The 15,272-nt window shown below is 33.6% G+C and carries 13 protein-coding genes, 1 rRNA gene and 1 riboswitch; of the genes, 11 read left to right on the top strand and 3 right to left on the bottom strand.

Annotation, left to right across the window (positions count from 1 at the left end; translation table 11 throughout):
• Nucleotides 1-329: 329 nt before the first annotated feature.
• From T335_RS0110590 to T335_RS0110580, 3 genes are all read left to right on the top strand, one after another.
• Nucleotides 330-1,718 carry a Na+/H+ antiporter NhaC family protein gene (locus T335_RS0110590; protein WP_026477529.1) on the top strand — a complete coding sequence of 463 codons (1,389 nt, stop codon included), beginning with the start codon at nt 330-332 and terminating at the stop codon, nt 1,716-1,718.
• A gap of 222 nt (nt 1,719-1,940) precedes the next feature.
• Nucleotides 1,941-2,909 (top strand): permease, encoded by a 969-nt coding sequence (locus T335_RS0110585; protein WP_051569261.1) that lies wholly within the window; start codon nt 1,941-1,943, stop codon nt 2,907-2,909.
• A gap of 14 nt (nt 2,910-2,923) precedes the next feature.
• Entirely contained in the window at nt 2,924-3,682 is a 759-nt protein-coding gene (locus T335_RS0110580) for a TIGR03943 family putative permease subunit (protein WP_026477527.1), read from the top strand.
• A 40-nt stretch (nt 3,683-3,722) separates the two neighbouring features.
• On the opposite strand, the gene T335_RS20420 is transcribed toward T335_RS0110580, so the two are convergent.
• From T335_RS20420 to ytaF, 3 genes are all read right to left on the bottom strand, one after another.
• Nucleotides 3,723-5,042, bottom strand: coding sequence for a putative manganese transporter (locus T335_RS20420; protein ID WP_051569260.1), 1,320 nt, complete (start codon nt 5,040-5,042; stop codon nt 3,723-3,725).
• Nucleotides 5,043-5,144: 102 nt separating this feature from the next.
• Complete coding sequence (locus T335_RS20415) at nt 5,145-5,522, bottom strand: DUF1622 domain-containing protein (protein ID WP_034328278.1); 378 nt, start codon at nt 5,520-5,522, stop codon at nt 5,145-5,147.
• Nucleotides 5,523-5,603: 81 nt separating this feature from the next.
• Entirely contained in the window at nt 5,604-6,245 is a 642-nt protein-coding gene (gene ytaF / locus T335_RS0110565; protein ID WP_026477526.1) for a sporulation membrane protein YtaF, read from the bottom strand.
• A gap of 165 nt (nt 6,246-6,410) precedes the next feature.
• Here ytaF and T335_RS0110560 point away from each other — a divergent pair, with 165 nt between their 5' ends.
• From T335_RS0110560 to T335_RS0110525, 8 genes are all read left to right on the top strand, one after another.
• A complete protein-coding gene (locus tag T335_RS0110560; protein ID WP_026477525.1) occupies nt 6,411-7,340 on the top strand; it encodes a DMT family transporter in 930 nt (309 codons plus the stop codon).
• A 62-nt stretch (nt 7,341-7,402) separates the two neighbouring features.
• A riboswitch (FMN riboswitch) is annotated at nt 7,403-7,528 on the top strand.
• Between the two features lie 271 nt (nt 7,529-7,799).
• Nucleotides 7,800-8,900, top strand: a complete 1,101-nt coding sequence (gene ribD, locus T335_RS0110555) for a bifunctional diaminohydroxyphosphoribosylaminopyrimidine deaminase/5-amino-6-(5-phosphoribosylamino)uracil reductase RibD (RefSeq protein ID WP_026477524.1) — start codon at nt 7,800-7,802, stop codon at nt 8,898-8,900.
• 15 nt (nt 8,901-8,915) lie between these two features.
• Entirely contained in the window at nt 8,916-9,572 is a 657-nt protein-coding gene (locus T335_RS0110550; protein ID WP_026477523.1) for a riboflavin synthase, read from the top strand.
• 130 nt (nt 9,573-9,702) lie between these two features.
• Nucleotides 9,703-10,920 (top strand): bifunctional 3,4-dihydroxy-2-butanone-4-phosphate synthase/GTP cyclohydrolase II, encoded by a 1,218-nt coding sequence (locus T335_RS0110545; RefSeq protein ID WP_034328275.1) that lies wholly within the window; start codon nt 9,703-9,705, stop codon nt 10,918-10,920.
• Complete coding sequence (gene ribH, locus T335_RS0110540; RefSeq protein WP_026477521.1) at nt 10,920-11,381, top strand: 6,7-dimethyl-8-ribityllumazine synthase; 462 nt, start codon at nt 10,920-10,922, stop codon at nt 11,379-11,381. The genes T335_RS0110545 and ribH overlap by 1 nt, the downstream gene beginning before the upstream one ends.
• Nucleotides 11,382-12,069: 688 nt before the next feature.
• Nucleotides 12,070-13,377 (top strand): DUF1576 domain-containing protein, encoded by a 1,308-nt coding sequence (locus T335_RS0110535; RefSeq protein ID WP_242837284.1) that lies wholly within the window; start codon nt 12,070-12,072, stop codon nt 13,375-13,377.
• 5 nt (nt 13,378-13,382) lie between these two features.
• Nucleotides 13,383-13,754 (top strand): hypothetical protein, encoded by a 372-nt coding sequence (locus tag T335_RS20410; RefSeq protein ID WP_156943671.1) that lies wholly within the window; start codon nt 13,383-13,385, stop codon nt 13,752-13,754.
• 1,275 nt (nt 13,755-15,029) lie between these two features.
• Nucleotides 15,030-15,272: ribosomal RNA gene (locus tag T335_RS0110525) — 16S ribosomal RNA — on the top strand; the annotation flags it as partial.

The raw sequence follows: 15,272 nt of genomic DNA, 5'->3' as shown, positions 1-15,272 counted from the left end.
AGATCTTTTTAAGATAGACTTTGTTATAAATTTGAATACTAACTATAAATGTTTATAAAAGCAACACAAAAATCCAACTATTAGAATGTAGGTTTCTAACATCATTTATATTATTCATAGAAGATTAAGCAGTGAAGTTTTCATTTTGCATTAATCTAATTTTAAATTAATGATGCAATTCCGCTAGGATGCAATTCCGTTAGGATGCAATTTTTCTAGTGATGCAATTCTTTTAGTAATGCTATTTCTCAAGTGGTGCAATTTCCTCAATTACTATGATAAAATAATATAAGCAGCTAAATTGTCATAAAACAGAAAGAAGGTTAATGATGAAAAATAAGACAATTAAATATACTACAACCCTAACAATATTAAGTATTACACTGCTAGGTATTATAGTAGGTATCTTTTGGGCTGGAAAAGCCCATTACGGACTAATTCTTGGACTATTCTTGACCCTATCGGTTGGCTATCGTGGGGGTTATACCTTAAAAGAATTAATAAAAATGATGGAGTCTGGTGTGAAAAAAGCAATGATTGTCCTTGTGATTATGGGCTTGATCGGTATGCTTTCAGCCCTTTGGATGAAGAGTGGAACAATACCAGCAATGATGCTTCTAGGATTTCAGTATCTTACAAAAATGAACTTTCTATTGGCAACCTTCTTAATCACATCTGTAATTTCATTGGTATTAGGAACTTCTATTGGTACGATGACGACAATAGGAATACCCCTAATGGAGATTGGAAATGCCATAGGGTCACCTCTACCAGCAGTTGCAGGAGCCATCATTTCAGGTGCCTATATAGGAGACCGTACCTCACCTATGTCCAGTAGTGCTAACCTAACAGCAGCAGTAACTGAGACAAAGTTAATGGATATGATTAAAGAGATGCTAAAAACATTACTTCCTGTGGGCATCATTTGTATAGTAGCCTACTACCTACTAGGAAATGCCTATGCCGTTAATGGAGAAGTTTATCAAAGGGTAGAAGAAATAAAACATTTAATGAATAGCTATTTTACAATTCAATGGTATAGTTTAATTCCACCATTAGCAATTATATTATTGGCTCTATTTAAAGTACCAATCCTATACTGTTTAATGACGGGACTTATGAGTAGCATGGTCCTTGTCTTATATAGCCAGAATGTTGGTATAGTTGAGCTGATGGAGGTTATGGTAAAGGGATATATTGCCACAAATATTCAGGTAGCAGAACTGCTATCAGGTGGAGGACTAGTATCAATGAAAAATGTTCTAATTATCATTACTGCTTCAACTGCTTTAAATGGTTTAATGGAATCTATGGGGATGCTAGAGCCTTTAATGAAAAATTTCCTTAAAGGAATTAAAAATTCAGGGCATCTAATTTATAAGACCGCCACTTTAAGTATTATGATTTCGGCAGCCACCTGTAATCAAAGTTTAGCAATTATTATACCCAGTAGATTTTTAAGGGAAGAATATATAAAGAGGGAAATAGCTACAGAAAAATTGGGTAGAACGATAGGCGATTCAGGAGTTGTTTCAGTTGGATTAATTCCCTGGAATGTTAATGCCATAGCTATTACATCTATACTGGGGGTACCGACACTACAATATCTACCCTATGCTTTTTTATGTGTATTATTACCTATCGTTACTGTTATTTATGGTTTTATCGAAACGATAAAAGAATCTAAAGGAATAGAAAAAATAGAGGAAAGGACTTAGTCCCTTCCTCTATTTTTTCTTGAAGACATTTAAAAGAATAAAAAAATCATTCCTTTATCAAAAAAACTCAATTACTAATCCTACTTTAGGGTATGTATAATTTATTATTAGAAGTCATATATATGGAAAATATTCTGTAGTCAAAAACGATTAAAGATTTAAGGGGTGTAGATATTTCAATCCTAATTTAATACTACTTAATCCATAGAAAGGAAGGATCTTTTGTTTCAAGAAAGTTTAATATTTATGAACCCAGAGCAGTTTAATATATTTAAAACGATTTTTTTAAGTATATTACTAGAGGCCCTGCCCTTTATCATAGTTGGGGCAGTTATTTCTGCCATTATCCAAGTATTCCTTACACCAGAAAAAATTAATAAAATAATACCTAAAAATCGGGGAGGAGCTATCTTAACAGCCAGTCTTTTAGGGTTTATCTTCCCTGTTTGTGAATGTGCAATTATTCCTATAACCAGAAGTTTAATTAAAAAAGGGATGCCCCTTCATGCTGCTATTTCATTTATGCTGGCAGCACCCATACTTAACCCTATAGTCTTATTGTCTACTTATTATGCCTTTAGAGGATATACTGTTTATCTTCTACTTAGGGCAATAATGGCTTTTATCCTAGCAACAATAATTGCCTATGTGATTGGAATTACTACTAAGGGAGACCAATTGCTAAATTATCACCATAATACCCATAACCATAACCATAACCATTATCACAACGGTTGCGGTTGTTGTAGTGATTTTGGTCATTCCCATAATAAGTTAAATAGAGTAGATCATGTGTTGGAAGTAATCAATCATACAGGTCATGAATTTTTTGATGTTGGTAAATTTTTAATTTTAGGTGCCTTTATGTCGGCCTTAATTCAAGTTTATGTTCCCCGTAGCCTACTACTTAATATTGGGTCTGGTAATATTTTATCAATAATAATCATGATGGCTTTAGCCTTTATTTTGTCCCTATGTTCAGAGGCAGACGCCTTCATAGCAAGAACCTTTGTAGGTCAATTTACCACAGGCTCAATATTAGGCTTCATATTAATGGGACCAATGTTAGATATAAAAAACACCCTTATGATGATGGGAACCTTCAAAGGAAAGTTTGTTCTGAAGCTTACAGGATTAATTATACTCTGTACGTTTTTGATGGCAAATATTATTAATTTCATAGGAATATAGTATGGAGGTATATGATGAAGTTAATGGGTAGAATAACATCGCTAATTCAGACAGTAATATTAATTTCTTTTAGTTATTTCATATATAGTTTAATTAAAGACAACACCATATTGTATTACATTCATCCTAGAATGGTACCTGCATTGTATTTTACAATAATTATTTTAGTGATATTAGCCTTTAATGAAATTTCTAAACTACTAAAACCAACCCCCTCCTCAAGAGGAATAAAGTTATTCCATTTAATATTTTTAATTACCCTTTTCGTCGGTTTTTTTTCTGAACATAGACCGATAGATTATCATTCAATAGAGTTGAGGGGAATCAATTATAGAGGAATAGAAAGTGAAAAAACACCAATAGATAAAGAGGAAGATTTCATCATCCCTATAATTAATAGTAAAGTGTCTTTAGGGGCAGAATCTTACATAGAAAATCTTACAAATATAATATATAATTTTAGTTATTTTCATGGAGCAGAAATTGAGGTAGAGGGTTTCATTTATCGAAAAGACCATTACGATGTTAATCAGTTTGCCATTGCAAGAGTAGCCATTCAATGTTGTGCAGCCGATGCCGAAATCTTAGGGCTTCTAAGCCATTGGGAATATGGTAATGAATTACCAGAAAACACTTGGGTTAGGATAACGGGTAATCTTCAGTCCTTCCAGTACTTTGATGAAACTTTAAAGAGAGAAATTGCTACACCAATTATTATTGTAGAAGAATTAGAGGAAATAGATGAACCCGCAAATCCATATGTATATCAATAAAAAAAGGTGCCAATGGCACCTTTTAAACAGGAATAAAGTTTTAAATTGGAATAAAGATATTTTTAATATAGTCTAGACTAGAAATAAAGAAATCCCCTAGACCAGTATTTAACTCAAACCAATAAACAATTAACCCAAATATGATTGCGGGTACAGTTGTGATGATGGAAGCCCATAAAGCAGAACGTCGATCAATTGCAATTAAAGGAAGTAACGCATCACCATCTTGAGAAATTACATTAGCAAATAAAGCTGCAAATGGCACTAGACCTCTTGTAAATAGGGCAACAAAGATAATCTGGGGTCCACAACCAGGAATTAAACCTATGGTTGCACCAATAAGAATAGATAGAAAACCAGTTGCTAATAAGGCTGTTTCAATCATTTGTTCACCTGCAGCATAATCTCCTCCACCCATTGCTAAGATTACTAACTCATAGGCTAAAAATCCAACAAATACCCAAGTAATAACAAAGGCTGTGTCTTGAGCATTGTGGATAATCGTCTCCTTTAAAGACATTAGCTTTAACTCAGTTTCTTCATGGGTATCGTCTTGTAAAAACTTCTTACCCATAATCATCATTAAAATAGAGAAGATGGTTCCAGTTACACCAATCACTAATCCTAGGTTAGGAATAGGCAATTCATTTACTTCAAATTGTAATAGATCCATTACTCCTAAAACAAGACCAACTGCAATAAAGATCCAATAGAGATAATAACTATTATGGGTAAATTTATAGCCAAAGGTATCTTGACTCTGATGCCCTTTTAGGTTGTGGTGAAGTGCAAGGTCAATTTCATCCCCTTCATGGTGGCCAATATGGGAAATCTGTTGGTTAGCAGAATCCCCAAGCTGTTTAAATTCCATTTGATGAATCGTGTGATCTGCATCATCATGTAATTTTCTCACTTCATCCTTGTGGAGTTTTCTTTCATTATAACGGTCGAGAATATTCTTACCAATTCCAGTCATATCTACGATATAACCAGTAATGATGGCTACTACAAAAGAAAGTGCACTTACAATTAAAAATTGCTTTGGATGACTGGCGATAATAACAAAAGCCGAATCCCCCATAGTGGCCACTAAAGTAGCAATGACAGTACCAAAGGTTACCACTTTCTTAAAAAATAATGGCATCACAAATATAGCACCACCGCAACCAGGTGTTAGTCCCAAAAGGGCACCGATTACAGGTTGCCATTTTTTTGAGTTACCAATAGAAGAAATAAAACTTCCCGACTTCTTATAGTTAAAATAACCGAATATAATCAAGACAGCTCCCACAAAAGCTCCAACCTCTAGAAATGCCGCCTCTGCACTATCAATAATTAGTTCTAAAATAGTTGTTAACAATAAAAAACCCCCTTCCATATCTAGTGTTGAATATTATACCCAGATAAAAGAGGATTTTAACATAAAAGGTAAGTTGCTACAATATTTTTTTGAAGTACAATTTTACTGTTCCCGACGTTTTTTACTAAAACTTTCCCTAATTTCTTCATCTTGGTGAATTTCTGAAGAAATTTCCCAGTGAATAACATAAGTAAGGATGATTCTTAATACGATAATCGCAGCCAAAACCTTTATTTCATCTATTGTCCGCACTAAAATGGTACGTAAGACTTCGCCCCCCAGTTTAAATTCCAAACCTAAGGCTAAACCTTTAGCCAACTCGATTTTGATACAGGTGTCATTAAATTTAAGTTTTTGTTTCACATAATTGAAAAAGCTTCTTATACCAGAGTAACCAATAATAAAGATACCAATTACCTCTAAAACCAGTATTGTATAAATTACAAAGGTTTCCACATAATGCTCTATAATATGAACCATTTTTAGCCTCCAAGAAACTGTTTTTTCTATAGTTACTATGATAGTTATTATGTCCAGTTTTATATAATTAATAAAACTAAACTAAAACTTAAATAAGCGGATAAAACCTAAAGTAATTAAGATGATCCCTGGTATTAGGGGAGTGCGTTTACCAAGATGAGTCGCAAGAAATTGTTTTCCAAGATGCATACCAGTAAATAATAAAAGCAAGTTCATGACTGCTACAATTCCTAGGGTAACAAATATAATAGTAAAAGAAGAAATTGATACAGCAACCCCTACAGCCAGAGAATCAATAGCCAAAGCAAACCCTAGAAGAATAGCTTCTTTAGTATCAATTTCCCCTGATATATCCAAGTCTGCATCGAAAGGACTACGCAGAATGTTAATTGCAACACCTAAAGATTTAATACTAAATGTTGCAATTGAGGTGACCTCATCAGATTGATTGGTAGGGAATTTGTAGTTTAACCAACCTTGAGTAAAATACCATAGTCCGATAATTAGTATTGTAATGGCCCCAAGAATTTCAGAAGTACCAGGTAGTACAAATCGACTTAGTAGATTTCCAGCAAAAAAGCCTATACTTAACAAAGCTACAGAAATAAAATCGAGAATAAGTACAGAACGTAGGGGAACTTTAATATCCCTTATACCATAAGCAACACCTACGCTAAAACTATCTATACTAATCGCTATGGCGATTAAAATGCCCTGTAGCATAAGATCCCTCCTTATTAACCTAAAGTCTATATGTTAATAGGGTATGAGTTCTGTCGAAATAAGGTGATAGATTACCTGTAGATTAGCAGATAAATTATATTTACAATTACAAAGTGCAGAAGTATAATTGGAAGAGAGTGACATATAAAAGGGGAGAATGAAGAGATGTTTAAGGACAGAAGAGTATTGGCTACCATAGCTATATTGATGACAATTATTTTTTGGGGAATATCTGCCTCAAGCAATAAGATTGTATTAAGGGAAGTTCCACCAGCAACACTGGCGTTAATTAGATTTACCATTGCTACCTTTGTTTTATTTATTATCAATAAAATAAAAAATCCTGAAATAAAGTGCCATAAGGTTGATCGGCTTCAAGTGCTTCTATGTGGGGCAGTGGGTGTAACTTTATATTTTATATTTGAGAATTATGGTTTAAGCTATATTAGTGCAGCCAACGGAACAATACTTTTAGCATCAATACCTTTATTTACAATAATAGTGGAAGCTATTATTACTAGAACCCCTATAGAATTAAAAAAAGCAATAGGTGTCATGTTATCAGTCTTAGGAGTCGTTTTTGTTATCGGAAAATCAATATCAGTTAGTAGCAATCCTAATGAAATTCTTGGGAGTCTTTTGATGTTAGGTGCAGCCTTTAGTTGGGTCTTTTACTCAATTATGAACAAAAAACTAGAGGGTAAATACCCTACATTATATCTGTCTTATCAGCAAAACTTATATGGAGCAGTCTTCCTTTTTCCGCTGGCGTTATTAGAACGAAAAAGCTGGCAACCAATAGGAGCAATATCTTGGGTTAACATTATGTACCTAGCATTAATTTGCTCGGCCCTATGCTATTACCTTTATCTATATGCTTTAAATAATTTAGGAGCAACTAAAACAAATATTTATATAAATTTAATGCCTTTGGTGGGGGTTATTGCAGCCTATATTATTTTAGGTGAGAGACTATATTCAATGCAATTAATCGGAGGATTCTTTATTCTACTGGGTATCTATGTAGTTAATTATTTAGGGGATAAAAAGGCTCATAATTCATCATCGGAGGAGGTTAGTCCCCAAATTCAATAAACAACAAAAAAATAACTTGCTCCACAAAAAAAACTATGCTATTCTTTATTTAATAAAACTTTATAATCCTTCAGGGCGGGGCGAAATTCCCCACCGGCGGTAACGCTTAAAGCGAAGCCCGCGAGCCAATAGGCAGATCTGGTGAGACTCCAGAGCCGACAGTATAGTCTGGATGAGAGAAGGTATATATTATTAATATTACGTTGTATTAGTATAAGATTTTTAACTATAGGTTTTTAACTAAGACAAATCTTAATTTATAAATAACATAGTTGTTATTTAATGATAGAGGTACTACTAATTTCTAATTGTCTTACACTAAAATCTTTTAGCCACTAATACATAATATACGTATTATTCTTAAATTAATCATTAATGCCCTGAGGTAAGTCTACCCCAGGGTATTTTATTTTGCCAAAATAGTTAAACTAAAATTAAAAATCAAAAAGAGGTGAAACTATGGAGTATCATCTAATGGAAAGAGCACTACAATTGGCTTCACAAGGTTGGGGGAAAACAAGACCTAATCCTTTAGTAGGGGCCGTTATTGTAAAGGATGGTAAGATCATATCAGAAGGATATCACCATCAATATGGATCAGATCATGCAGAAGTGGATGCCTTAAAAAAACTTAACTTCGACGCTAAAGGAGCTACATTATATGTAAATCTAGAACCTTGCTCCCACTACGGAAAAACACCACCATGCGTTAATGCCATTATAGACAGCAAAATTGCTGAAGTGGTTGTTGGAATGAAGGATCCAAATCCTTTAGTAGCTGGCAGAGGAATTAATATTCTTAGATCAAAGGGGATAAAAGTAGTAACCGGTGTTTTAGAAGAAGAAGCACAAAAGTTGAATGAAGTATTTATAAAGTATATTACTACAGAATTGCCCTTCGTCATCCTAAAAACAGCTATGACATTAGACGGAAAAATAGCCACCCATAGGGGAGATTCTAGATGGATTAGTAACGAAGATTCGAGAACTTATGTTCATGAAATTAGAAATAGAACAGCAGGAATTATGGTAGGTGTTGATACAGTCATTAAAGATAATCCTGCCTTAAATACAAGGATACAAGGGCAAGAAGTCCAGCATCCCCTAAGAATAATTGTTGATAGCAGCTGTCGAACACCATTAAATAGTAAGGTTGTAACAACCGTTAAAGAACAAGCAACTTTAGTGGCAACAACAGAATATGCGTCAGTAGAAAATAGAAAAAGACTAGAGGATGCAGGGGTAGAAGTATTAGTTATACCAGAAGCTAATGGTAAGGTTGATCTAAAACAGCTGATGAAGGAATTAGGTAAAAGAAAAATTGACAGTATTCTTTTAGAGGGTGGTGGCACACTAAACTATTCAGCTTTAGAGGCAGGTATAGTAGATAAGGTTATGAGCTTTATTGCTCCAAAATTGATTGGAGGGAAAGAGGCTATTACTCCAATAGAAGGAAATGGAAAAGAACGAATTTCCGAAGCTTATCAATTAAATAATATATCTTATCGTACTTTTCAAGATGATCTATTGATAGAGGCCTATCTACAGAAGGATCAATAAGAAGGGAAGATGAAAATGTTTACAGGTATTATTGAAGAAATAGGAAGAATAAGAAGTGTTTCCACCAGTGGTGATGGGGCCAGCATTATAATAGAAGCTAAAAAAGTACTTGAAGATGTAAAACTGGGAGATAGTATCGCTACAAATGGGGTTTGCCTAACCGTTAATCACTTCGAAAAAAATTACTTTAGAGTAGATGTGATGGCAGAAACCATGAGAAGAAGCAACCTAGAAACTTTAAGGAGAGGCAGCAAAGTAAATCTAGAACGGGCAGTTGCAGTTGGCGACCGTTTAGGAGGACATTTAGTTAGTGGACATATTGATGATGTGGGAATAATAGAAGGCTATGAAAAAGAAGATAATGCAATTTGGATTACTATTAAACCGCCACAATTATTAATGAAGTACATCATTTTAAAGGGTTCTATAGCAATAGATGGAGTAAGTTTGACAGTAGCCCAGTTAGGGGGAGATCATTTTAAAGTTTCTATTATCCCCCATACAAAAGACGAAACAACCCTTATCGAAAAAGGGGTAGGTCAAATGGTTAATTTAGAATGTGACATGATTGGTAAATATGTTGAGCGATTATTAGGGATGAGCTCTAACCATAGAGAAGCAAAAAAAGAGATTACAATGGATTTTTTAACCCAACACGGTTTTAATCTCTAAACTAAAGGCTAGAGAATTTTAAGCGATAGACAGCGATAGGCTATTAATATAACAGTGATAGTTATTAATATAATGGATAGATTCTTAATTTAGCTGTCGTTTTTGAAGCATACTTAAAGGAGGATATAAAATGAAATATCAGTTTAACACCATTGAAGAAGCCATCGAAGATATACGTAATGGCAAGATGATTGTAGTAGTAGATGATGAAGACCGAGAAAATGAAGGAGATCTAGTAGCAGCTGCAGAACTAACGACTCCAGAAATAGTTAATTTCATGGCTAAGCATGGTAGAGGTCTAATTTGTTTACCAATGACAGAAGAACGATTAAGAGAATTAGATATGCCTCAAATGGTTACTAAAAACACCGATGAGCATGGTACAGCCTTTACAGTTTCAATAGATCATATAGATACCACAACAGGTATTTCAGCCCATGAAAGGGCTCTTACAATACAAAAAACAGTAGACAAAGCAGCAAAAGGATCAGACTTTAAACGGCCAGGACATATCTTCCCCCTTGCAGCTAAAAGAGGTGGAGTATTGGCGAGGTCAGGCCATACAGAGGCTTCAGTAGATTTAGCTCAGTTGGCAGGACTGGCACCAGCTGGGGTTATTTGTGAAATTATGAATGAAGATGGAACTATGGCCAGAGTACCAGAACTAATGGATTTTATTAAGGAACATAACTTAAAAATCATTACAATTGCAGACTTAATTGCCTATCGAAGGAGAACTGAAGAAATTATCAAAAGACAGTCGGAGGCATTAATGCCAACAAAACATGGAGACTTTGTTATTGTAGGATATGAAAACCAATTAAATAAAGAGCATCATGTAGCCTTAGTTAAAGGAGATGTAACTGATGGAGAGCCAGTTTTACTTAGGGTCCATTCAGAATGTTTAACAGGAGACGCCTTTGGGTCCCTAAGATGTGATTGTGGAGATCAGCTAGCCACTGCAATGGAGCAAATAGACAGAGAAGGCAGAGGTGTAATCCTCTACATGAGGCAAGAAGGTAGGGGAATTGGGTTAATTAATAAAATCAGAGCATATAATCTTCAAGATCAAGGATATGATACTGTAGAAGCAAATCTAGCCTTAGGTTTTCCAGAAGATATGAGGGATTATGGAATTGGTGCACAAATACTAAAAGATCTGGGAATTAAAAAGATAAAGCTAATGACAAATAATCCAAGGAAGCTAGTGGGATTATCGGGTTATGACTTAGAAGTAATGGATAGAGTTCCCATTCAAATGAATCATAATGAAAGAAATGAACATTATTTAAAAACAAAACAAAGAAAATTAGGACATATGTTAAAATTTAAAGAGGAGGAACAATAATGAGAGTATATGAAGGAAAATTGACAGCAGAAGGATTAAGAGTAGGTATTATAGTAGGAAGGTTTAACGAGTTTATAGGAAGTAAACTGTTATCAGGTGCTATTGATGCGATTAAAAGACATGGCGGAGATGAGGATGATATTGAGATTACTTGGGTTCCAGGAGCCTTTGAGATTCCTCTAGTAGCAAAAAAGATGGCTAAGTCAGGTAAATATGATGCTGTAATTTGTTTAGGTGCAGTTATTAGAGGAGCTACTCCCCACTTTGATTATGTTTCAAGTGAAGTAACTAAAGGGGTTGCGTTGGTTGGCTTAGAGACAGAAATCCCTACAATTTTTGGCGTTCTAACTGTTGATACAATAGAACAAGCAATAGAAAGAGCAGGAACAAAGGCAGGTAATAAAGGTTTTGAAGCCGCAGTAACGGCTATAGAGATGGCAAACCTTTTAAATGAATTTTAGTAAATGATGAAATTGCATATAAATATTTATATTAATGGTTAGGGGTGTCAAAGCTACAAATCCCATGAAATGTTCACACTATATACTAATAACTTAAAGGTTTTGTACTATAAAGTGTATGTATCATTGTTTAAAAATCCTTTTGGCACTTCAACCATTAATGGGAAATAATATTAATGAAAAACGAATAATGAAAAATGAATATTAATGAAAAATGAATATTAATGAAAAATGCAAATACACCTGCTTAGTGGACAAGAACTATATAGAAGTTAGAAACTTTCATGTTAACAGTTCAATCGGATAGGACTTGTGTCAATCGTGTATACACAAGTCTTAATCTAATTTAAGGATCAATTTTTCTAGTGATTGATTAGACTAAAGAAAAATACCAATAGGTCAGTTTTACATTTCTTATTTCAAATCCTATATTTATCAATCCTATATTTATAAAACATAATTCTGTAAATGGAGGGCAACCTTATAATTATAGTTAGTTAAAATTTGAGACTTTGAAAAGCTTAGGATTAAATGAAATATAAGTTAATATTTTCACAATTTTATCCCAGAAAGACTATAAATATATTGAGAAAGAAAAGCAAAGGGTATATAATATAACAGTATCTTTGTATACAATATTATAACTTTTTTCGGAAATATGTTTTAAATGATAGAAGGGGGAAAAATGGTGGAAAAAACACTTGATTTAAACTTGAAGTCAGCGGAGGAAGGGAAGGACCTCATGAAGGAAACTATTATAGAGGTAAGTGAAAAAGCAAAATTTATGGTTATGTACACTTACGGGGTCATTATACTTTTATCTTCATTAATCTTTAACACGCCACAAGAGATTATGAATGGTATGATTAACATTATCGTTGACCCAAGTATATTAGTATCTGATTATATGCAAATAGGAAATATAGGGGCTGCCTTTTTAAATAGTGGGATGTTAACCCTCTTCTCAATATTCCTTATTAAGAAGAGCAATGTTAAAATGACAGGAACAACAATGGCAGCAGTTTTTACAGTAGCAGGCTTTGCTTTGTTTGGTAAAAACATCTATAATGTTTGGTCAATCTTTTTAGGGGTTTTTTTATATAGTAAATATAAAAATGAAAACTTCGGAAAGTTTATTTTGCCAGCACTATTTGGAACAGCCCTTGGCCCCATCATAAGTCAAGTAAGCTATGGATTTGGAACAGCATCACTTACCAGTATAATAGTAGGTAATTTATGTGGAATAGTAGCAGGGTTCATTTTACCTGCAGTTGCAACCCACGTAGTTAAGTTTCATCAGGGATTTAACCTGTATAATGTCGGTTTTACTGGAGGCTTAATAGGTACCTTTTTTATGGCTATGTTTAGAGCCTTTGGGTTTGAAAACGAAGGAAGAGTTATACTGCTAGAAGGATATAACTTATCACTAAGTATCTATTTGTTTGTATTATTTGGGTCAATGTTATTAATAGGAATGTATTTTAATAAAAATACATTTAAAGGATATCGAAATCTATTAAGTAGATCAGGTAGATCGGTACAAGACTTTGTTTTATTAAATGGGTTTGGGGTAAGTTTTATTAATATGGGGGTATTAGGTTTTATCTCTACAGCTTATATATTGGTAGTACGAGGACAATTGAATGGTCCTATTATAGGTGGTATATTAACAATAGTTGGTTTTGGAGCTTTTGGAAAGCATACAAAAAATATCTTACCAGTAATGCTTGGTGTATTATTAGCTGCTTCACTAATGAAGTGGGAAGTAAACGCTATTGGGCCCCTTTTAGCTGCTCTTTTCGGTACAACATTAGCTCCCATAGCGGGACAGTTTGGTTGGAAAGCGGGGATTGTAGCAGGATTCTTGCACATGGCAATTGTTATGAATGTTGGTCAACTCCATGGAGGAATGAACCTTTATAATAATGGATTTTCAGGAGGTATAGTAGCTGCTATATTAGTGACTGTATTAGAAGCATTAAGAAGGGAAGCATGATAGGAATGGATCATGAAAAAGCTAGGTTATTAAAAATTGCTAATGAAATTGCATTTTATTGTTATAACTTAGGCGCCGATAATATGAACATTAATATATTGAACAAAGAAGATTATTATGAGATCTCTTTAAAATGTGATATTGATAATCTTCCTAAAAATGAGCTAGAAAAGTTGCAACAAGACCTAGACGTGCCTAGGAGGCATGAAGTTGAAGAATACCTATATGAATTAGCTGGTGAGAGTCAAGGGTTTAGAGAATTAAGCTTAGTAGGAATGATGATAGATAAAGTGAAAATTGCTTATGAAAACCGTCAGTTTATGATTACGTTATATAGAAACAATGAAGATCAAGAAGGTTCTACAAATAAACTTTAGTTGTAACCTTTATTGAGCTATGAAAAATAGATTAATAGTATATTGGGTGGTTATTAATATAAGTTTAGTAATTGTAAGGTGAATGTTGGTTGAGTTACTGGGGAAGTGGGTTTGAAATATACCCGTTACTTTATAAACCGTTACTTTATAAAAAACTATAAAAAAATAGCTAGCATCTAATTAAAAATTTTCACATCTGCTTTTTTCACTGAAGGATCTACTTTCAGGCTTCCGTTAAATATAAATTAGAGTTATATAATGTCAATTGTCTCGACTAACTTCATTTATATGATATGAATAATATAAATGAATAAGTATAATATGGGAAGATTCTGTTCTAAAAAGAAGTTCTATTACTAAGTAAATTACATTAGTAAAAGAAATTATATTAATATATGAATTCTATTAATATATAAATAGTACAAAGGGGATAGGTGAAGATTGACATCACTCTCCTTTGTTTTATTTTATTATATATGTAACAAAAATATATCGCTAATTTTAGACTTACATTAATTCAATAAAAGTTAAAAATTGTGACTTCTCTGCATAGGGTGGCGTAGCTAATGTATTAAAATGTTTTAAAATTGAATATTAGCTACTAATCTTGAAGGTATTAGCGTTAGTATATAACTGTGGAGACAAAAAGTTTATCGAGTTATAATAGTTTTAAGAAAGCTATGTGCTGAACAATATAGCTGAACAATATATAAGAAGGGGACCGTATTTCCTAAATCTAAATAGATATCAGTGTTGAGATCTTTGCTTCCATATCCCTGTAAATCAATCATAAATTAATCAATAGCAGTATCGTGTAATTACCGTATGTATAAAAAGAATTAACTTTGGGAAAAAATATCACCTATGGAATAATTATTATATTGTAAAGGTCCCTTGACCATGGTATAGTATAACTTGTCCTTAAAACAAGAAGGAAATTTTTAAGAGTAAATTGTGATTTTATAGCTACTATAGCGAAAAGTAACAAAAAAAATAATAAACATTTAAAAGGATATTGACAAAAGTTTAAAAATACGATATAGTAGTCTAGTTGCTTTTAGTGGACATGGTTCGAAAGTCCTTAAAAGAATTTAACTTAGGAAAAAGAAGATTTTAAAAAACATTTGACAACATCGACAAAATGTGATAAAGTATAAAAGTCGCTAAGATATGGCGATGGGCCGAAAGGCCTAATGAAGGTCTTTGAAAACTAAACAGTATAGATTTAAGCCAGCATATAATTTATCCATTTAGAAAAATGGAACCCAGAAATTTTTTATTAAGAGTTTGATCCTGGCTCAGGATGAACGCTGGCGGCGTGCCTAACACATGCAAGTCGAGCGGAGTTTATTAAAGGAAGTCTTCGGATGGAATTTAATAAACTTAGCGGCGGACGGGTGAGTAACGCGTGGGCAACCTGCCCTGTACAGAGGGACAACAACGGGAAACCGTTGCTAATACCTCATAAAACCCTAAAGGGGCATCCCTTATGGGTCAAAGAATTTCGGTACAGGATGG

It is taken from the genome of Alkaliphilus transvaalensis ATCC 700919, assembly GCF_000621485.1.
GTDB classification, from domain to species: Bacteria; Bacillota; Clostridia; order Peptostreptococcales; family Natronincolaceae; genus Alkaliphilus; species Alkaliphilus transvaalensis.
Note: the sequence above shows the minus strand (reverse complement) of the source record. Positions and strands in the feature narration are given on the sequence as shown.